The 19,212-nt window shown below is 62.4% G+C and carries 19 protein-coding genes; 7 read left to right on the forward strand and 12 right to left on the reverse strand.

Going from position 1 to position 19,212, the window contains the following annotated elements; translation table 11 throughout:
• Window positions 1-12: 12 nt before the first annotated feature.
• The 5 genes from A3OO_RS23925 to A3OO_RS0101805 all read right to left on the reverse strand — a co-directional run bounded on the left by A3OO_RS23925 (window position 13) and on the right by A3OO_RS0101805 (window position 4,472).
• Window positions 13-153, reverse strand: a complete 141-nt coding sequence (locus A3OO_RS23925) for a hypothetical protein (protein WP_198008739.1) — start codon at window positions 151-153, stop codon at window positions 13-15.
• A gap of 126 nt (window positions 154-279) precedes the next feature.
• On the reverse strand, window positions 280-2,205 hold the full coding sequence (cobT, locus tag A3OO_RS0101790; RefSeq protein ID WP_018406115.1) for a cobaltochelatase subunit CobT: 1,926 nt from the start codon (window positions 2,203-2,205) through the stop codon (window positions 280-282).
• A gap of 63 nt (window positions 2,206-2,268) precedes the next feature.
• The gene (locus A3OO_RS0101795; protein ID WP_018406116.1) at window positions 2,269-2,496 is read right to left on the reverse strand and encodes an FmdB family zinc ribbon protein; all 228 of its coding nucleotides are present in this window, start codon (window positions 2,494-2,496) and stop codon (window positions 2,269-2,271) included.
• A 283-nt stretch (window positions 2,497-2,779) separates the two neighbouring features.
• Window positions 2,780-3,730 (reverse strand): cobaltochelatase subunit CobS, encoded by a 951-nt coding sequence (gene cobS, locus A3OO_RS0101800; protein WP_192879556.1) that lies wholly within the window; start codon window positions 3,728-3,730, stop codon window positions 2,780-2,782.
• Between the two features lie 142 nt (window positions 3,731-3,872).
• On the reverse strand, window positions 3,873-4,472 hold the full coding sequence (locus tag A3OO_RS0101805) for a J domain-containing protein (protein ID WP_018406118.1): 600 nt from the start codon (window positions 4,470-4,472) through the stop codon (window positions 3,873-3,875).
• 86 nt (window positions 4,473-4,558) lie between these two features.
• On the opposite strand from A3OO_RS0101805, the gene A3OO_RS0101810 reads away from it, so the two are divergent.
• Window positions 4,559-4,855, forward strand: a complete 297-nt coding sequence (locus A3OO_RS0101810; RefSeq protein WP_026222596.1) for a BolA family protein — start codon at window positions 4,559-4,561, stop codon at window positions 4,853-4,855.
• Window positions 4,856-4,860: 5 nt separating this feature from the next.
• Here the strand turns inward: A3OO_RS0101810 and A3OO_RS0101815 are convergent, their stop codons facing one another.
• Complete coding sequence (locus tag A3OO_RS0101815) at window positions 4,861-5,178, reverse strand: DUF6156 family protein (RefSeq protein ID WP_018406120.1); 318 nt, start codon at window positions 5,176-5,178, stop codon at window positions 4,861-4,863.
• A 191-nt stretch (window positions 5,179-5,369) separates the two neighbouring features.
• On the opposite strand from A3OO_RS0101815, the gene A3OO_RS0101820 reads away from it, so the two are divergent.
• From A3OO_RS0101820 to A3OO_RS0101835, 5 genes are all read left to right on the forward strand, one after another.
• Window positions 5,370-6,551, forward strand: a complete 1,182-nt coding sequence (locus A3OO_RS0101820; protein WP_018406121.1) for a phosphoserine transaminase — start codon at window positions 5,370-5,372, stop codon at window positions 6,549-6,551.
• Between the two features lie 39 nt (window positions 6,552-6,590).
• Window positions 6,591-6,764, forward strand: a complete 174-nt coding sequence (locus A3OO_RS23405; protein ID WP_156824726.1) for an AbrB/MazE/SpoVT family DNA-binding domain-containing protein — start codon at window positions 6,591-6,593, stop codon at window positions 6,762-6,764.
• Window positions 6,761-7,213 carry a hypothetical protein gene (locus tag A3OO_RS23410; protein ID WP_156824727.1) on the forward strand — a complete coding sequence of 151 codons (453 nt, stop codon included), beginning with the start codon at window positions 6,761-6,763 and terminating at the stop codon, window positions 7,211-7,213. The genes A3OO_RS23405 and A3OO_RS23410 overlap by 4 nt, the downstream gene beginning before the upstream one ends.
• Window positions 7,214-7,227: 14 nt before the next feature.
• The gene (gene serA / locus A3OO_RS0101830; protein ID WP_018406123.1) at window positions 7,228-8,814 is read left to right on the forward strand and encodes a phosphoglycerate dehydrogenase; all 1,587 of its coding nucleotides are present in this window, start codon (window positions 7,228-7,230) and stop codon (window positions 8,812-8,814) included.
• Between the two features lie 181 nt (window positions 8,815-8,995).
• Window positions 8,996-9,625 carry a L,D-transpeptidase gene (locus A3OO_RS0101835; RefSeq protein ID WP_018406124.1) on the forward strand — a complete coding sequence of 210 codons (630 nt, stop codon included), beginning with the start codon at window positions 8,996-8,998 and terminating at the stop codon, window positions 9,623-9,625.
• A gap of 74 nt (window positions 9,626-9,699) precedes the next feature.
• Here the strand turns inward: A3OO_RS0101835 and A3OO_RS0101840 are convergent, their stop codons facing one another.
• The 6 genes from A3OO_RS0101840 to A3OO_RS0101870 all read right to left on the reverse strand — a co-directional run bounded on the left by A3OO_RS0101840 (window position 9,700) and on the right by A3OO_RS0101870 (window position 17,541).
• The gene (locus tag A3OO_RS0101840) at window positions 9,700-10,074 is read right to left on the reverse strand and encodes a gamma-butyrobetaine hydroxylase family protein (protein ID WP_018406125.1); all 375 of its coding nucleotides are present in this window, start codon (window positions 10,072-10,074) and stop codon (window positions 9,700-9,702) included.
• 104 nt (window positions 10,075-10,178) lie between these two features.
• On the reverse strand, window positions 10,179-12,044 hold the full coding sequence (locus tag A3OO_RS0101845; protein WP_018406126.1) for an extracellular solute-binding protein: 1,866 nt from the start codon (window positions 12,042-12,044) through the stop codon (window positions 10,179-10,181).
• A gap of 147 nt (window positions 12,045-12,191) precedes the next feature.
• The gene (locus A3OO_RS0101855) at window positions 12,192-14,606 is read right to left on the reverse strand and encodes a TonB-dependent receptor family protein (RefSeq protein ID WP_026222597.1); all 2,415 of its coding nucleotides are present in this window, start codon (window positions 14,604-14,606) and stop codon (window positions 12,192-12,194) included.
• Between the two features lie 28 nt (window positions 14,607-14,634).
• A complete protein-coding gene (locus tag A3OO_RS0101860) occupies window positions 14,635-15,813 on the reverse strand; it encodes a methanobactin export MATE transporter MbnM (RefSeq protein ID WP_018406129.1) in 1,179 nt (392 codons plus the stop codon).
• Complete coding sequence (locus A3OO_RS0101865; protein WP_018406130.1) at window positions 15,810-16,877, reverse strand: MbnP family copper-binding protein; 1,068 nt, start codon at window positions 16,875-16,877, stop codon at window positions 15,810-15,812. Before A3OO_RS0101865 ends, A3OO_RS0101860 begins: the two co-directional genes overlap by 4 nt.
• A 160-nt stretch (window positions 16,878-17,037) precedes the next feature.
• Window positions 17,038-17,541: a hypothetical protein gene (locus tag A3OO_RS0101870; RefSeq protein WP_245257076.1), complete on the reverse strand. Its 504-nt coding sequence runs from the start codon at window positions 17,539-17,541 to the stop codon at window positions 17,038-17,040.
• A 783-nt stretch (window positions 17,542-18,324) separates the two neighbouring features.
• On the opposite strand from A3OO_RS0101870, the gene A3OO_RS0101885 reads away from it, so the two are divergent.
• Window positions 18,325-19,158, forward strand: a complete 834-nt coding sequence (locus A3OO_RS0101885; protein ID WP_040573549.1) for a methanobactin precursor domain-containing sigma factor — start codon at window positions 18,325-18,327, stop codon at window positions 19,156-19,158.
• Window positions 19,159-19,212 lie beyond the last annotated feature (54 nt).

Genomic DNA, 19,212 nt, shown 5'->3' on the forward strand with positions numbered 1-19,212 from the left:
GTGGCTAGACCGTCAGGAGCCCCAAATCGTCAGCGCCGCGCATAGCGCGAACGGCAGCGTCGCAAGCGCGAGAACGCTCGTAACGCACAAAAAGCGCTGCGTTTCGCTCGGTTCTCTCGGAGCCGCCTTGTCCTGCCAGTTGATGAACGCCATCACGATCCCCTTACATTCCACACGGGGCCGCTGCCTTTGGCTCAGCAAAAGACGCGCCCGCATAGAAAACGCCCGAGACGGCGAATCGTTGCAGTATCGTTAAAAAAAGCTGAAGCGCCGGCTCTGTCACCGACGCGCGGCGGCGACCGGCGCCCGGGTGCGGCGCTGGGTCGCTGGCGGCGCGGGCGCGGCGCTTTCGCTGAACAGTTCGGCGAGTTTTTCGGTCATGGCGCCGCCCAACTCCTCGGCGTCGACGATCGTCACCGCGCGCCTGTAGTAGCGGGTGACGTCATGGCCGATGCCGATGGCGATGAGTTCGACCGGCGACATGCTCTCGATCTCGTGGATGATTTGGCGCAGGTGCCGTTCGAGATAGTTGCCGGCGTTAACCGAAAGCGTCGAATCGTCGACCGGCGCGCCGTCCGAGATCATCATCAGGATGCGCCTCTGCTCGGTGCGCGCGAGCAATCGGCGATGCGCCCAATCGAGGGCTTCGCCGTCGATATTCTCCTTCAACAGCCCTTCCCGCATCATCAGGCCGAGGTTGCGTCTGGCGCGGCGCCAGGGCGCGTCGGCGGCCTTATAGATGATGTGGCGGATGTCGTTGAGGCGTCCGGGATTGGCCGACTTCCCTTCAGCGATCCAGGCCTCGCGAGACTGGCCGCCCTTCCAGGCGCGGGTGGTGAAGCCGAGGATCTCGACCTTGACGCCGCAGCGCTCCAGCGTGCGCGCCAGAATGTCGGCGCAGGTGGCGGCGACCGTGATCGGGCGCCCGCGCATCGAGCCGGAATTATCCAGAAGCAGCGTCACCACCGTGTCGCGAAAGTCCATGTCCTTTTCGCGCTTGAACGAGAGCGGCTGCTGGGGATCGATGATGATCCGCGGCAGTCGCGCGGGATCAAGCATGCCTTCCTCGAGGTCGAACTCCCAGGAACGGCTCTGTTGCGCCATCAGCCGGCGCTGCAGCCGATTGGCCAGCCGTCCCACCACGGAGGAGAGATGCAGCAGCTGCTTGTCGAGATAGGCACGCAGCCGATCCAGCTCCTCGACGTCGCAGAGCTCCTCGGCGCGAATGATCTCGTCGAAGCGGGTGGTGTAAGCATGATAATCGGCGCCGGCGCGCTCGGCGGCGTTCGTCGCCGGGTGACGCGCCTCGGCGGCCTCTTCGGCGTCTCCGGCGTCGGCCTCTCGCTCGGTCTCGCCATAGGGCGCTTCCGCGGAGTCGCTTTCGCCTTCCTGCTCGGCGTCTTCCGCCGCGAGCGCCGTATCCATCTCGGCGGCGCTTTTCGACTCTTCGTCGTCCCGATCGTCGGTCTCGCTCTGATCGGGATTTTGCGGCGCGTCCTCGCTTTCCTCGTCGGACTGCGTCTCGTCCGGCGCTTCGCCGCTCGCCATATCGAGATGCGAAAGCAGCTCGCGCACGATCTGGGCGAAAAGCTTCTGGTCTTCCACCGCCCCGGTCAGCCGGTCGAGATCCGCGCCGGCGCGCTCTTCGAGAGTGTCGCGCCACAGCTCGACGATTTTCTGCGCGTGTTGCGGGGGATTGAGTCCCGTCAGGCGTTGGCGCGCGAGCAGCGCCAGCGCGTCTTCGAGCGGCGCATCGTCGCGGCCTTCGATTTGATCGGCGTGGCTGCGCTGATAGCGGTCGTCGAGCATCGCGCCGATATTCGCGGCGACGCCGGGCATCCGCATCGCGCCGATCGATTCGCAGCGCGCCTGCTCCAAGGCGTCAAAGGCGGCGCGCGCGGCCACCGGCTCCGGCGCATAGCGCCGATGCAGCGCGTCATCGTGACAGGCGAGGCGCAGCGCCAGGGAATCCGCCTGGCCGCGCAGAATCGCGGCGTCCTTTACGTTCAGCTTACGCGGCGGCTCCGTCAGCCGCGCCTTCGCCCCATCGGCCCCGGCAATGAGCGAAGGCCGCTCCGGGGCGAAATTCACCTCAAGCGCTGGCGAGCGCGCCATGGCGCGCATGGCGCCGGCGACGGCGCGCTTGAACGGCTCCTGCGGCGCCTCCTTGGGCGAGGCGGGCCGTCGGTTTGTCGGGGCTGACATGACGGAACTATATGCGCGCGGGCGCGCAAGGCCGCAAGTCGAAGGGTCCGATTGGCGGAAAGCTTACAATTTGCGTTCGGCCTTGCTGAAGTTCGACAGATCGCCTTCCGCCGCGGCGCGCCGGCGCCAGGATTTCGCGATCGCGGGATATTTGATTTCCTTGGAGATGCGGGAAACCTGCTGTTGCAATTTCTCGCTTCCACAGGCGGGACAGGCTGGCACGTCAGATCCGCGCACCAGCAGTTCGAATTCCGCCGCGCAGGCGTCGCAGACATAGGCGTAAAGCGGCATGAACCCCTCGCGTTACATAGATTCGTCCCTGACGCGAGCAATTTTCGTTCCGCATGCGGGGCTCATGCTTGCGCGCCCGCGACGTGTCGGTGAGCCTTTCGAGCTTGGCGTCGGCATTTCCAATCAAGCGGCTACTCGGTTGAGCGCCGTCATGCCCCCACCCCCGGCCCTCCCCGCTTCGCGGGAGTGGAAAAGACTGCGCGTTTCACAAGAGATTGCGCGTAACGCCGCCGGCCCCCTCTCCCGCTTCAGCGGGGGAGGCAGGGAGCCAAGCAACGCCTCTTTATGTCATCACCACATTCACGGCGCTTTCCGGCAGCTCCTTGCCGAAGCAGCGCTGATAGAATTCGGCGACGAGCGGACGCTCGAGTTCGTCGCATTTGTTCAAAAAGGTCATCCGGAAGGCGAAGCCGATGTCGCCGAAAATCTCGGCGTTCTCCGCCCAGGTGATCACGGTGCGGGGACTCATCACCGTCGAAAGGTCGCCAGCCATGAAGGCGTTGCGGGTGAGGTCGGCGACCCGCACCATTTTATTGGCGATGTCCCGGCCTTCCTTCGTGGCGCCATAGGATTTCGCCTTGGCGAGCACGATATTGGTCTCGGCGTCATGCGGCAGGTAATTCAGCGTCGCGACGATCGACCAGCGGTCCATCTGCGCCTGGTTGATCTGCTGCGTGCCGTGGTAGAGGCCCGACGTGTCGCCGAGCCCGACGGTATTGGCGGTCGCGAACAGACGGAATGCCGGATGCGGCCGGATGACGCGGTTCTGATCGAGCAGCGTCAGGCGGCCGGAGACTTCGAGCACGCGCTGGATCACGAACATCACGTCGGGCCGCCCGGCGTCATATTCGTCGAAACACAAAGCGACGCAGTGCTGCACCGCCCAAGGCAGGATGCCGTCGCGAAACTCGGTGACCTGCTTGCCGTCCTTCAGGACGATGGCGTCCTTGCCGACAAGGTCGATGCGCGAGATGTGGCTGTCGAGATTGACACGCACGAAGGGCCAGTTGAGCCGCGCCGCCACCTGCTCGATATGCGTCGACTTTCCCGTGCCGTGATAGCCGGTCACCATCACGCGCCGATTCCTGGCGAAGCCGGCGAGAATGGCGAGCGTCGTCTGCCGATCGAAGAGGTAGTCCGGGTCGAGGTCCGGCACATGTTCGTTGCGCTCGGAAAAGGCGGGAACCTCCATATCGGAGTCGATTCCGAACACCTGGCGCACCGAGATCTTCATGTCCGGCGTGCCGTCGAGGCCCGTTGCGGCGTATTCTGCAGCGACCAAAATGCGTCCTCCTTGCGCGGACCGTTTCGTCCCCGCATGATTGCGCCGAATATGTCTGCGCCGCCGCGGAAAGCTTTGCGCGCGCGACGAGCGCTCAGACCAGGCGAGCGGCCCTCAGCGTCTTATAGGCATGGATGATTTCCCGCAATTTTTCCTCGCGGGAGCGGTCGCCGCCATTCGCGTCGGGATGATGGCGCTTGACGAGCTCCTTGTAGCGCGCGCGGATCGCCACCGCGTCCGCCGTCTCCTCAAGCCCCATGGCGACGAACGCCCTGATCGTGACAGGCGAATGCTGCGGCGCGCGGCGGGCGGCGGCGGGGTGCGGACGGCGAAAGCGCTGGCGATAGACGCCAAGCGGATCGGCCGCCGTCATCGTGTCCTCGCGAAAGCCCGCCTGTCCGCGCTTCGTCCCCATGGACCAGGTCGGCCGGTGCCCGACCGTCGCGTCCTTCATGTAGCGGGCGACTGAAGCGTCATCCATGCCGTTGAAATAATTGTATGTGGCGTTGTATTCCCGGACATGTTCGAGGCAGAAGCAGAGATACTGCCCCTCACGCAGCCGGCCCATTGGCGCGCGGTGGACGCCCTCCGCCTCACAGCCGGGAGAATCGCACCGCGTCACGGTCTCGCGCCGAGTTTCGCGCGGCTGGCGCTTAGTTCGGATGCGGTCGAAGAGGGGCGAATTCAGGTCCATTTCATTCCATTATGATGGCGCCGCAGCGCGCCGCAAGCGCAACCAAGCGCCAATGTGCTAAATCGGCGATCGAACCGGAGATAAACATGACGGATCAGGGTAAAGGCGTCGTCAAGACGCGCATCGCACAGAAACTCACCCAAGCCCTTGCGCCGGCGGCGCTCAACGTGATCGACGAATCGCACAGCCACGCGGGGCATGGGCATCACCATCCCGACGGCGAAACCCACTTCAGAGTGGAGGTGGTGAGCGCGGCTTTCGAGGGCAAGAGCTTGATCGAGCGGCACCGTCTCGTCAATGCGCTTCTCTCCGACGAGTTGGCCGACCGCGTCCACGCGCTGGCGATCAGCGCCAAAACGCCGCACGAAGCCGCGCCCGTCTAAGGCCATCAACTGCGCAGCGGGACGCCGTCAGCGCCGCAGTCGATCTCGGAGACGTCCTCGCCCATGGCGATGCGGGCGCGCGCCAGCGCGCCGCCGGCGTCATAGGCGTAATCGTGGCGCAGCTCCACCTCGCCATAAACGAGCTTCTCGCAACTGACGATCCTGCCCTCGGCGTCATAAGTCGCGCGAAAATACGTATTGCGGTTCTTAAGCTCGCTCGCCTCGAGCGGCCCAAGGAGCTTCAATGGCAACCGAACCCCGGAGTAGGAAAGAAAATACCGGCATTCTTCTTCATTAGGCGCTTCATTAATCTCCGACATCATCGCTCTCCCCGGTCCCCGGCGTTTCTTCAAGCGACGCCGCGCAAGCTGGTACGAGAAAATCGCGCCAACCTCATGGCTCCCCCACATGGCTCCCGCCGCGCGCGGCTGAAGCCAGCGGCTCTTGACGGTCGGCTGGGCAGCGCGTAGCGCGGACGGCGGCGGCGCCGCGCCGCAATGGAGAGGGCTGCATCATGGCCGCCGCCGACAAAATGGCGAAACCCGCCGCCAAGCCGGCTAATCCCAGCTTTTCCTCCGGCCCCTGCGCCAAGCGCCCGGGATGGGCGCTTGCAAATCTCGCCGGCGCGGCGCTCGGCCGCTCCCATCGCTCGAAGGCCGGCAAGGAGAAGCTGGCGCAGGCCATCGCGCTGACGCGGGAGATCCTGCGTGTTCCCGCCGATTACCGCATCGGCATCGTGCCAGCCTCCGACACCGGCGCCGTGGAAATCGCGCTCTGGTCGCTTCTCGGCCCCAGGGGGGTCGATGTCGTCGCTTGGGAGAGCTTCTCGAAAGACTGGGTCAATGATGTCTTGAACCAGTTGAAGATCGAAAAGGCGCGAAGCCTCGCCGCGCCCTATGGCGAATTGCCGGATCTGTCGCAAATCGACTTCGACAATGACGTCGTCTTCGCCTGGAACGGCACGACGTCGGGCGTGCGCGCGCCCAACGCCGACTTCATTGCGGCGGATCGCAAGGGCCTGACGATTTGCGACGCGACGTCGGCGGCCTTCGCGCAGCCGCTCGACTTCGCCAAGCTCGATGTGACGACCTATAGCTGGCAAAAGGTTCTCGGCGGCGAGGCCGCGCATGGCATGCTGATTCTCTCGCCGCGCGCCGTCGAGCGTCTCGAGAGCTATGCGCCGCCCTGGCCGATGCCCAAAATTTTCCGGCTGACCAAAAAAGGCAAGCTGAACGAAGGGATTTTCCAGGGCGAGACGATCAACACGCCCTCGCTTCTCGCGGTCGAGGATTATCTCGACGCGCTGTCCTGGGCGCAATCGATCGGCGGGCTTGAGGCGCTGTTTGCGCGCTCGAACGCCAATGCGCAGGCGGTTGGCGACTGGGTTGGAAAGACGCCCTGGGTCGACTTCCTCGCCAAGGACCCCGCGACCCGCTCCAACACCAGCGTCTGCCTGATCTTCTCCGCGGAGAGCGCCGCAAAAGACACAGACGCGCAAGCGATACTCGCCAAGAAGATGGCGGCGATGATTGAAAGCGAGGGCGCCGGCTATGATTTTGGCGCCTATCGCGACGCGCCGCCGGGCTTTCGCATCTGGTGCGGCGCGACGGTGGAAACCGCCGACGTGGCGCTGCTGACCAAATGGCTCGACTGGGCCTATGCGCAGGCTTGCGCCGACGCCGCGCAAGCGGGGTGAGATACCCGAAACGCTTTCGTGAAACAGCGGGAAGCAGGCATGAATAAAAAATCAGACTCGCCACAGGATAAAGGTGCGCTAAAGAATTGGTCGTGGCTCGACGCCATTGCCGGAACTTTTTCCGACGACTTCTTAGCTGACGGACGCGAGCAACCATCAATGCAGGAACGTCCCGAACTCGACGAACCAGACTATGGCCGTTCGCCCAAATGAACCTTTTGATCACGACGGTAGTATCAGCGGTGACCGCGCTCATCGCCGTTGTGGTAACAAACGTTCTGACGCGTAGACGCGAACACGAAGCAGATTGGCGCAGACTAAAACTTGCGCATTATCAGCAATTTGTGGCCACTCTGTCGGCCATAACAGAAGGTCGTTGTACCGCAGACGCAATGCGTCCATATACTGACGCCGTGAATGCAATGTCTTTGATAGCTCCGATAAACGTTCTTAACGCACTGAGGACGTTTCAGGAGGAGATTTCATACAAAAACGATAAGCGAAGCTCCGCCGAGCATGATCGGCTGTTTAATCTTCTCGTACGGGCGATCCGCGCCGACATCGAACCCTCGCATTCGCGAGACAATCCCGAATTCAAATTCATGCTTCTCGGACTGCCTCCTGAGATGCAACAAGCGGAAAAAACTCCGCCGGCAAGATAACAAACGGACCCGCCATGCCGCCGCGCGTTCTCATCTCAGATTCTCTTTCGCCGGCCGCCGCACAGATTTTCCGCCTGCGCGGACTGGATGTCGATTTCGAACCGACGCTGGGAAAAGACAAGGACAAGCTTGCCGCCGCGATCGCCGACTATGACGGACTCGCGATCCGTTCAGCGACGAAGGTGACCGCCGACATCTTTGCGCGGGCGCCACGGCTCAAGGTCGTCGGCCGCGCCGGCATCGGCGTCGACAATGTCGACGTCGCCGCCGCCACCGCGCGCGGCGTCATCGTCATGAACACGCCCTTCGGCAATTCCATCACCACCGCCGAACACGCGATCGCGCTGATGTTCGCCTTGGCCCGCGAAATTCCCGCCGCCGACGCCTCGACCCAGGCCGGCAAATGGGAAAAGAACCGCTTCATGGGCGTCGAGATCACCGGCAAGACGCTCGGCGTCGTCGGCTGCGGCAATGTCGGCGCGAATGTCGCCGAACGCGCGCTCGGCCTGAAGATGCGCGTGATCGCCTTCGACCCTTATCTCACCCAAGAGCGCGCCAGTGAGCTTGGCGTCGAAAAAGTGGACCTCGAAGAACTCTTGGCGAGAGCCGATTTCATCACGTTGCATACGCCGCTCACGCCGCAGACGAAGAATATCCTCTCGGCGGAAAACCTCGCCAAGACATGCAAGGGCGTGCGCATCATCAATTGCGCGCGCGGCGGGCTGGTCGACGAAGACGCGCTGCGCAAGGCCCTCGACGACGGCCATGTCGCCGGCGCCGCCTTCGACGTGTTCGCGCAGGAGCCGGCGACGGAAAACCCATTGTTCGGGCATCCGCACGTTGTCTGCACGCCGCATCTCGGCGCCTCGACGAGCGAGGCGCAAGAAAAGGTCGCGCTGCAGATCGCCGAGCAGATGGCGGATTACCTCACCAGAGGCGCGATCGCCAACGCCGTGAATTTTCCCTCGATCAGCGCCGAAGAGGCGCCGCGGCTGAAGCCCTTCGTCGAACTCGCCGAAAAGCTCGGTCTCTTCGTGGGTCAGGTCGCCGTCGCCGGCGTCGACACATTGTCGATCGTCTACGAAGGCGCCGTCGCGTTGCAGAAGACCAGGCCGATCTCGGCGGCCGCGATCTCGGGGCTGCTTCGACCCATTCTCGAAGACGTCAATCCGGTGTCGGCGCCGATCCTCGCAAAAGAGCGCGGCTTGGCCATTGAGGAGATCACCCGCGAGGCGCAAGGCGACTATGAATCCCTAGTCACGCTCAGCGCGCATACCGCGCAGGGCGAAATTTGCGTTTCGGGTACGGTATTCCACGACGGCAAGCCGCGTATTGTCGGCATCGGCGACATTGGCGTCGACGCCGAATTCGCGCCGTCGATGATCTATCTGACAAATGAAGACAGGCCTGGATTCATTGGCAAATTCGCCGGCGTGCTCGGCGAAGCCGAGGTCAATATCGCCACGTTCGCGCTAGGCCGCGACAGGCCCGGCGGCGGCGCGGTCGCGCTCGTCGCCATCGACGGCGAACTGCCGCCGCAGGCGCTCGCCGCCCTGAAAAACCTGCCCGGCGTGAAGCAGGCGACGACGCTTAAATTCTGAGTCGGCGCGGCGGGCAGTGTTGCAAGTCTGCCACTATGCCGCAAGAAAACGCCGCTTGTCCTGCGTTTCGCGCGTCGGCGCGCTTGCTTGCGCAAGCGGCCTGCGGGACTAATCATCAGGGCGTCTGCGTCGCAATTTCGCGGCGGCGCGACGTCAGCCCACACTTGGACAAGGGAAAACCATGCGGCGTCTTGCTTTTGCACTGATTTGCGCATTCGGCGCGCTCGGCGCCCTTTGGTCTCCAGCATCCGCGCGCAGCCCTGCCCCGCAGCCGGCCCCCGCGCCGGCGCCGGTCGTCGACCCTTTCAGCGCGCTCTTCGGCGGCGGCTCCTTCGCCCCGCAAACCAGCGACGGCCGCCCGCAGGCGGTCGCCGTTCCGCGCGAGACCGTCGCCTTCGACGCCAGATATGCGCCCGGCACGGTGATCATCGCCACCAATGAGCGTCGACTTTATTATGTGCTCGGCAACGGCCAAGCGATTCGCTACGGCGTCGGCGTCGGCCGCCCCGGCTTCGAATGGGCCGGCACCCGTTTCGTCGCCCACAAGCGCGAGTGGCCCGATTGGACGCCGCCGGCGCAAATGCTGCGTCGCCGCCCCGACCTGCCGCGGCACATGGAGGGCGGCCTCAACAATCCGCTCGGCGCGCGCGCCATGTATCTCTCCGGCACGCTGTACCGCATCCACGGCTCCAACGAGCCCTGGACCATCGGCCAGGCCGTGTCGTCGGGCTGCATCCGGATGACCAATGACGACGTGGTCGACCTCTACAACCGGGTCAAGATCGGCACCCGAGTCGTCGTGACACGGTAAGTCTCTGCAGCAAGCATTTGAACGGCCGGCGCTCGCGTCGGCCGTTTCATTTTGCAGGACTATTTTTTGAAGGACTATTTTTCTCCAGGCCGGTCGCGATCCAGCCCCTTTGCTGCAAGCTCTTCCAGATAGGACGAGAACCGCTCCGGCGCCGTCTCGCCAAGCTCGCGCAGATAGCGCCACGTGTAGATCCCAGTGCGGTGCATGTCGTCGAAGTCGAGCCGCACGGCGTAATTGCCGACCGGCGCGACCGCGATGATCGTGACATTGCGCTTGCCGCCGACGGTCTTGCGCTCCTTCGCAGAATGGCCCTGCACTTCGGCGCTCGGACTTTGCGTGCGCAACAGCTCGGCGCTGAGCGCGAATTGCGCGCCGTCGTCGAAGGAGACGTTCAGCATCCGTCCGCCTTCCGAGAGGCGCAGTTCGATCGGCCAGGGCTCCTGCCCCATGTGCGTCTCCAGGACCTTTGTTGGTGCGAGGCGATTTGCGGGCCGAGCTCCGGCCGTCGCCAAAGATTTCTATCGTCTTCGCGCGAAGAGCGCCAACATGATCCTCACTGAGGGCGATCTTTCTCGCTCCACCAGTTCTCCAAAGTGAAGCCGTAAGGGAACATCGGAAAAAGCGGCGTATGCGCAGGATGGCGAATCGCCGCGCTATGCGCGCACCAGATGGCGTTCACGTGCTGCAGAGGCACGAAATAGAATCCGGAGAGCAGGATGCGATCAAGCGCCCGCGCCGCCGAAATGCTGTCCGCCTTCGTCCGGGACGCGAGCAGAGTGTCGATCGCCGCGTCGAGCGCGGGCGAGGCCGCCCCTGCGAGATTGAGCGAATCTTCCCGGTCGAGGCTCGCGGCGCTCCACCGGTGCATCTGTTCCTGACCGGGAACGGCGTACGCCAGCCATTGCCCGATCATCATGTCATATTCGAAGCGCTGACGCCGGCGCTGGTATTGGACTTCGTCGTAGACGCGCGGATTGGCTTCGATCCCGATGCGCTTCAGCGCGGCGGCGAAATTGAGCGCAAGCCGCTCTTCGTCGCGGTCGCGGATCATGATCTCGAAGACGACGGGAACGCCGTTCTTCTCTAGACGCGCCTCGACGACGCCAAAGCCGGCTTCGGCGAGAAGCGCTTGCGCGCGCTTCGCGACCGTGCGATCGCGGCCCGAACCATCATGCTGAACAGGTCGCCAGCGGCCTTCAAGAACATCGTCGCGAACGGCGCCGGGATACTTCGAAAGCAAAGCGCGCTCGGCCGCGCTTGCGGGACGCCCGACCGAAGAATAATCCGATTCGCCGAAGTAGCTTTCCGTGCGGACGTATAGTCCGCTGTAGAAATTGGCGTTGATCCATTCGAAGTCATACATCATGGCGATCGCTTCGCGCAGCCGCACGTCGCGGAAAATGCCCTTGCGCAGATTGAAGACGAAGCCTTCCATTCCCGTCGGGCGGCCGGGCCGCAGGGTTTCTTTCACAATGACGCCATTGCGAACGGCAGGGAAATCATAGCCCGTCGACCAACGGGCGGCGCTCGTCTCCTCGCGATAGTCGAGGAGGCCCGCCTTCAGCGCCTCAAACAGCGCCGCGCCGTCGCGATAATAATCGACGTCGATCTCGTCGAAATTATAGAAACCCCGCTGGCTCGGTATGTCGCGGGCCCAGTAGTCGGGATCACGCCGCAGAACCAGACGCGCGCCGGCTTTCGCTTCCGAGATCACATAAGGGCCTGAGCCGAGAGGAATCGTCATATCGAGATCATCGAAGCGCTCAACTTTCGTGGTTCTCTTCGACAGAACCGGCATCGCGGCGAGAATGAGCGGCGCTTCGCGATCCTGCACGCCAGTCAGATCGAAACGCACGGTATGGTCGTCGAGCGCCACGGCGGACTTCACCAACGCAAAAATCGCACGATGGTTCGGTCGACCTTTCGACTTGAGTAATTCAAAGGAAAATAGAACGTCCGACGCGAGGATGGGCGTCGTGTCGGAAAAGCGCGCCCGAGGATCGATGTGAAATGTGACGCGTTGGCGCGCTTCGTCGAGTTCGACGGATTCGGCGATCAGCGGATAGAAGGAATAGGGTTCGTCCTGCGAACGCACCATTAGACTTTGCAGCACATTGCCGATGATGAGTTGCGGCGCGTCTCCAAATCTCGCGTTGAATGGATTGAGACTCGCAAATCCGCCGCGCTGGCCGAGCCGAAGCCTCCCGCCTTTCGGCGCCTCGGGATTGGCATAGGGAAGATGATCGAAATCCTTGCGCAGCGCCGGGTCGCCATAAAGCGCAAGGCCATGCGTGGCGAAAGCTTGCAGAGGATTATCGGCAAGCGACGGAATCGGCGGCAGGACCGCGATGACATGGATCAACGCCGCGAGCCTCGCGGCGCCGATCATGCGTCCGACTGCGTGGCCAGCGCGAAGCATTGATCGCCTCCTTCGCCAGATCGGCGGATCTGAAACTATTCGGCCCGGGCAATGTCCCATTCGAAAAAATTGCTGATCGCGCTTCGCCGATGGCGCGCGCCTGGCGGGCGGCGTCGCCCCAAATGAACGGGGCGACGCCTGATCACCTCAGAACTTGAGTTTGATGCCTCCGGCGAAGGCGCGCGGCTGGCCGGCGAGGATGCCGGCGCCTTGCGCCGTCACCAGGCCGCCTGTCGGCCAGACCAGCGGCGTTTGTATCGGGCCGGCAAGGAGCGTGTTGGCCACCACGAATGCGCCGGCGACATAGGTTCGATTGAAGACGTTCGAGACCTCGAAAAAGAGCTCGATATTCTTGACATAGAAGTTGTCTATGTCGTGGTTATAGTGCGCGTTAAGATTGATCAGACTGTAGCTCGGCAGAGTGGTGAAATTGGCGTTGTCGATCGTATAATTGCTTTTGAAAACATATTCCGCGTAAGCGCCGAGACCCGAAAGGTCGCCGTAGGGCTGATCATACCCAAGACGCATCGTCACAGTATGCGGCGCCACGTTGGGAATTCGGTTGCCGGCGCGATTATATAAGACGGCTCGCCCCGCGACGGTCCCGAGATCGTCCCAGTAATTGGTGAAGAACTGATTGTTGAACGTATAGGCCGCGATCAGCCGCCATCCGTCGAAGGGCCGCCAATCGGCGTTGAGTTCGACGCCGCGGTGAAGAGAGGAAGGAATATTTTGCGAATAGCTGACGAGCGCGTTGTTCAATGTCAGAATTTCATTGCGATGCCATTCGTTGAAACCGGTCACGCTGAAATTGAGCTCAGGGCTCGGGGTCCAATCAATGCCGAGATCGACGCCCATATTGGTCTGAGCCTTCAAAGGATTTTGTCCGATTCCGTTTCGCGTGCTGGTGAGGAACACGAATGTCGGGGTGCTGTAGCCCGTCGCATAGCGCGCCCGCACCTGCCACTCGGGGTTATAGCGATAGGTGAGCGACGCTTCCGGCGCCGTGTTCCAATAATCATTGTCAACGGCGACCTGGGTCGGAAATCTGGGCGCCAGATTGGCGGGATAGTTATAGGCGGTGCTGACGCCCCAAACGCGATTCCAATTGGCGCTGAACCCGATGACGCCAGTCAGGCCCGGCGCGAGCGCAATCTCTTCACGCGCGCGCAGACCGATGTTTGACGTATAGTAATCCAGCTTGCCGACCTGCGCGCCGATTGCGCCGCTGTACCAGGTATTGGCGATCTGATTAAAGAGCGGATTGGTGGTTTTGGCGTTGCTATAGAAGAACTGCAGAAAATGCGTCGCCGGGAAGCCAAACAGATCGGTGTGGCTGGTCACGTCGGTCTGTGCGGTGATGCCCACCGTTGGGCCCCTTAGGGCGACCGGGCCGCCTTGGCCGCCCGGTCCGACGATCGGCGGCGGCCAGGTTCCACTGATGTTATCGAGATAGTCGTACGTAAATTGCGATCGCCAAGTGGTGGCGTTGTCGAAGTCATGCTCGAACTGAACGCCGGCGATCTGTCTGAGAGAGTTTTGATGAGTGCCAAGCTGCCAAACGCTTTGGCGAGTAAGCGCCCCGGATATGCCATTCGCCGGCACATTCAGATTGTTGCACAAGTTGAGATTCAGAGGGACTGCGATGGAGCAGCCATAGTTTTGTTGAAATGGATTGAGATTGAAGACATTGATATTTTCTCGGTTGATGAACTCCGATCTCAAATTGTTGGCGATATATTTCACGATCACACGATCGGTAGGGGTCACGTCCCATCTGCCGAGGAGCTTGGCTTGTTTGCCTGAGAAAGAATTGCGGGCATAGCCGCTGCTGTTGGCGTCGGAGGCGAAAAACGACAGATCGAAAGCGCCGAGCGTGCTGTCGACCACCGCCTTTCCGACCCGAACGTAATTGTTGACATAGCCGAAGCTGCCAAATTCCGAACCTGTGTGCACGCCGTCGATTTCGGCGCCGGAAAAGGTGCGGAAATTGAGCGCGCCGCCATAGGCGTAATTGCCGAAGAGCGCCGACGAAGGTCCGCGATAGACGTCGATGGCGGTATAAGAGTGCGGATCGAGCAGGTCGGTGCGGCCATTGCCGTCGGCTGTCGTGATTGGGAACCCGTCTTCGTACAGCATGATGTTGCGGATGCCGGTCGGGAACCCGGGGCCGAGACGGTTTCCGGAGCCGCGAATCGAAATCAACAGATCGCGCGGATTGTTGCCTTGCTGTACGGAGACGCCGGGGCTGTATTCCAACACCCTACGGACATCCGCCAGGGGTGTCGGCTTGAGGAATTTCGTGTTGACGATCGTCACCGTCTGCCCCGGCGGGTCCCGGTAGATCGGCAGTTTCGCGCGAACGGGATTAAAGCCGGGCGCGATTCCCGCTTCGCCCGCCGTCGACTCTCTCACAGCCGGAGTCGCGACCGGCGGTGGCCGCCGTGCGGCGCCGATCGTGATCTGCGGAAGCGCCTGCTGCGCGTGCGCGACGGAGGCAGAGGAGAAAAGCGCGAGGGCGCTGAGCGCGACTCCGTGCATCAATTTCGACCGGGAGCTCATTTTCTTTGCTTTCCTGATGGGGTGAAACTCAATGGGAGGACGCACGCGATGGCCCGCTTGCCGTCGACGCCGGTTTCCAGGGGTCGGCGAAACGTGGAGATGTCAGCAACGACTCGTCGGTCAGCGTTTTCAGAAAGGCGATCAGATCGCTCTTTTCCTGAGGCGACAGATCGATGGGAACGATCAACGCGCTTTTGTTTGCGTTGTAGCGACCGTCGCCCTTGAGTGGACCGCTCGTGACATTGCGTCCGCCGGCCGCGTAAATGTCGATCACGTCATCGAGCGTCGCGACGCTGCCGTCATGCATGTAAGGCGCGGTGACAGCGATATTGCGCAGGCTTGGCGCGCGAAACGCGCCCATCTCGGCGGGATTATGCGTGTTCTCGAAAACGCCGCGATTGGGCTCGGGATAGGCGCCCTTTCCGTCGAGATCATAGAGGCCGGTGTTGTGAAACGGCGTCTCGATCTCGCGCGTTTTGGCGTGATAGAACTGATCGTCGAAATTCACGCTGCCGTGGCAGTGATGGCACTCGGCCTTCTCGCCAAAGAAGAGATCCTTGCCGCGCGTCTCTTCTGGAGAGAGCGTCGCTTTGCCTTCAAGATAGAGATCATATTTCGAGGACGCCGAGACGACGCCGCGCTCGAAGGCCGAGATCGCCTTGATGACGTTGCCGAAGCTGATCGAGTCCGCCTCGCCGGGAAAGGCGGCCGCGAAGTCGCGGCGATACTCTGCGTCACTGTCGAAACGCGCGAGGATCTCTTTGCGGTTCTTGTCATTGACGCCCATCTCGATCGGCTCTTCGCCAAAGAGCGGGCCTTCCATCTGCCTTTCCAGGGTCACCATCGCCGGATTCGCCCAGGTGAGCGTGGCGCGCCAGGCGGCGTTGGCGATGCTGGGCGAATTGCGCGGCGTATGCTGGCCTGTCGCTCCGACGGCGACCGGGCGGCCATCGGTAAACGCCAGATGTTGCTCATGGCAGGAGGCGCAGCTCTCCTTGCCGTTTCCGGACAGACGCGGGTCGTAGAAGAGTTTGCGCCCAAGCTGAAAGCGCGCCTCCGACATTGCGTTGTCGGCGGGAACCCGTGGCGGCGGCATGAAGTCGGGCAAAGTCCAGCGCCAGGACTCCGCGCTCGGGATGGGGTCGCCTTGCGCCCCGCCTGCGATCAGACTCGCAGCGAAGAGGAGAATGAGAGCTTCGCGCTTCATTTCGTGACCTCCGCGCGGAAAATCTTCGTCGACGCGCCGGAGGACTGGCCGGCGTCATTGGCGTCGGGTGCGGTTTCCTTGAGCCGAAGCCCGAGATTTTCGAACATCGGCGTGCATTCCGGATCGGCCGGACCGCTCATGCAGCCGGTCGAAAACCCCTGGTCTTTGCCAAGATCGATGCCGGCGAACAGCGGCTTCAAATCGAGCACGACGCGCTGCCGCGCGGGATCGAAGGACGCGAGTTTCACGGGAACGCGATTTGGATTGGCGCAGGAGGTGATTTCGCCTTTCGTCGCGTCGCCGCGACAGCCCGTCGAACCGAGGTGCAGCATCCAGGTCGAGACGGTGATCGTCCCATCCGAGTTGACGCGCAGCGGCGCCGTCTTCGGCGCGTCCGCCATCGGCGGCGGGCCGTCAGTCTTGTCGCCGGCGGGCGCGCCGGGGCCATTGGCGGCTAGGGCGGGGTTTTTCGCTGGGGGCGGCGGTCGGGTCACGCCGCCATCGGGATCAACTTCGATTTTTATGAATTTGCGGCCGGCCTGCCAGTTCCACGTCATCGACTGAAGATCGAGCGGCGCGGGAGCGGTGGCGAAATTCGAGTGGTTGAGAATAACGTCCTTGCCGTCCTTGTCCTGAATGACGCTCGGGACGCCGATGACGAAGCTGAACCCTTTGTATCGGCCGCGCGGCGCCGATCCCTTGATCGTGTCGTTGATGTCGGCGCTGCCGACGCATTTGCCGGTCTTGTTTTCGAAATCGAGCAGAGCGAGGTTGGCGTATTGCCAGTCGTTCTGTTCCAGTTCGATGGGGACTTCGTGGCCGGCGGCGTCGATCAGCGCCGGCGCGGCGATGTAGAACCTGGCGTCGTGGAGCTGCGCCGGCTGCCCGCCGGTTCCGAGCCCGGCGATGTCGCGGCCGCATTCGACCGGCTGATCGCCCGCCGCAAGCGCAAAGCGTATCGCGATCTGCTGCCTGTCGCCGCCATCGACCTTACCCGCCGCCTGCGCGCCGCCAACGGCTGCGACACCGGCGATAACGGCCGTAAAACGAGTGAATGCGCGCATGATTCCTCTCCTGTCAGCACGATTTTTGAGATGTTTGTTGGCTGCACGCGTTCGCGACGCGTGTCGGCGGCGGCGCGTCAGAGGCGCGCGCGGAAATCCAACGCGAGGGAAATGGCGATGAGGGGTCGAAGACCCGGCAGCCGACCGCTAACGCGCTCTCTTAGGAGAGAAGCGACGGGGGTGCGCGAGAGAGCCTGTTTCTGGGCCACTGGGTGGTCGGCGGCGCGAGATCGCGCTCTTCCGGCCAAAGAGGACGAGCCTCAGACAAGGGCGCCAGCACGAGGACGACGGCGGACAGGAGAACCTTTGCTCCGAGGTCGTCGCTTCGGTCGCTTAGAAAGCAAGCCATGCAATGCATGTGCTGAACATGCGGGGCCTTGCCGTCGCCATTGGCTTGATCGGCGCAAAGCTCGTTCGCCATCGCTAAGGGAGAGCTTAGGAACGCGCCGAAATCGCCGCCAAGGCGTCCGTGAGAAACAATAAGACCCAAAGTTTGCTGAAACAGCAGACAAGCGACAGCGGCCGCCACAATCGGACGCATGAACCGCAGTAGTTTTCGCTTGTCTTGCCGCATGGCGAATTCTGAGTGCACGAGGATTAACTTGTCAACGACGGTAAGCGCCAAAATTTTGCAATAATTTAAACTGTTGCGCTGTAGCCACACTTAGTCTTTGCAATTTCGCTTTGTCTTTCAATTGACGGGCGCGAAGAAGCCGTTCGCCCCGACATCAATCCAAATGGCGCGCGCGACGGCGGGCGGAGCGCGCAGAGTCTTTAGCCCGCAATGAGGATCCAGTGTCGGCTTGAAAAACAGTGAATCAGGCTCGCCGACCCTTGCGTTTGTCAACGCGTCTTCGCCTCACGGACCCTCGTCGTTCCGCCATGCGCGTGCCGTATAACGAGTTTTCGTATTGCCGCAAGATTGTTTCGCGCCTATGATCCGCGCACCGTAGGCAATGGTTGGCGGCAATCCATGCTCGTTCGGGTCATTCTTTTCGTTGCGATCTTGCTGCAAGTCGCTGGCGTTTCGTCTGTCGCCGCGCGCGCTCAATCTCATTCTTTGGCGTTCCGGGCCGTCGTCTGCAAAAGCGATGCGATTCCCGCGGCGCCTCACGCGCCGGGCGAACACGGCGGCTCTTGCGTTGACTGTATCGCGTGCTGCGACGCTCAGCCGCAGATCTTATGCGTCTATGATCAGGTTGCGCGCCTGTCCTTTCCAACGGCGCGACTCAGCGTTCTCGCTCTTCCCATCCATCCCGTTTCCCGAACGCGATCGGCGACCCCGCCGGCGCGCGCCTCCCCCGTCTAAAGACACGGCCGTACATCCGCGCGTTCGAAAGCAATGACGTTTGCGGATCGAAACCACGCATCGCCGGTGCCCCTGGGGCCGCTCGGCGTGATGCGTTTTGGATAATCGGCGCGCTTGGAGACAAGCGGGGAGGCGCTGATGCAGAAGCACCATGAGACGATCGACCGACTATTTAGAAGCCATCATCGCGATCTGATAACGCGGGCGCGCCGCGTGATCGGCTCGGGAGACGCCGAAGACCTGGTCCAGGAAGCCTATCTAAAAATGCTGGAGAGCGACCGCGGCGAGCTGATTTCGAATGCGCGCGGTTATGTGTCGAAGATGACGTGCACGCTCGCGATCGACAATCTTCGAAGGCAAAAAACGCATGCCAGAGCGCTGGCCGAAGACGGCGCATGGTTCCAGTCGCCCGCCACGGACACGCGTATCACGTCGGCCCTCGACGCATTCGGCCTGGCGTCTGACGTTCAAGCGGCCTTGATGCAATTGCCGCGATGTTGTCGTCAGATATTCTTGATGAGCCGAATCCTGGGCTTCAGCCATTCCGAGATCGCGCAGGAAATCGGCGTTTCCTTGAGAACGGTCCACCGCAGCCTGGGTCGAGCGCTCGAGCATTTCGATCGCGCCTTCGAGGTCGCGCCTTCGAGCGTTGAGATTGAGGCGCAACGCACCAGGGGAAAGAACGCTCCGCGCGAGTTCTCGGTCGAAGCGCCCGCGCCGCGCCTTCGAAACGCGCCAAACATCAAAATCTCGACGGCTCGAAAAAATTCTCGTCCCAAGCTGTCCGATTTTTGCGGCCTCGCTCGTCATACCATTCGGGTCCCGCGTTCTGCGGAGCCCGTCTGGTCTCTCCAGACGAAATCAAAACAGGAGGCCTTCATGACCATCCGTATCGCCAAGCGCATCACCCTCAATGTCATTGGCCGCGCCAGCGCCCGCTGCGCGTCGACCTGCGCCGCCACCAACGGCTAAGGACGGTTTGTTTGCGCCGTTGGCCCCCCGGCCAGCGGCGCAAATAACGTTCGG

The sequence above is a fragment of the Methylocystis rosea SV97 genome (genome assembly GCF_000372845.1).
GTDB classification, from domain to species: Bacteria; Pseudomonadota; Alphaproteobacteria; order Rhizobiales; family Beijerinckiaceae; genus Methylocystis; species Methylocystis rosea.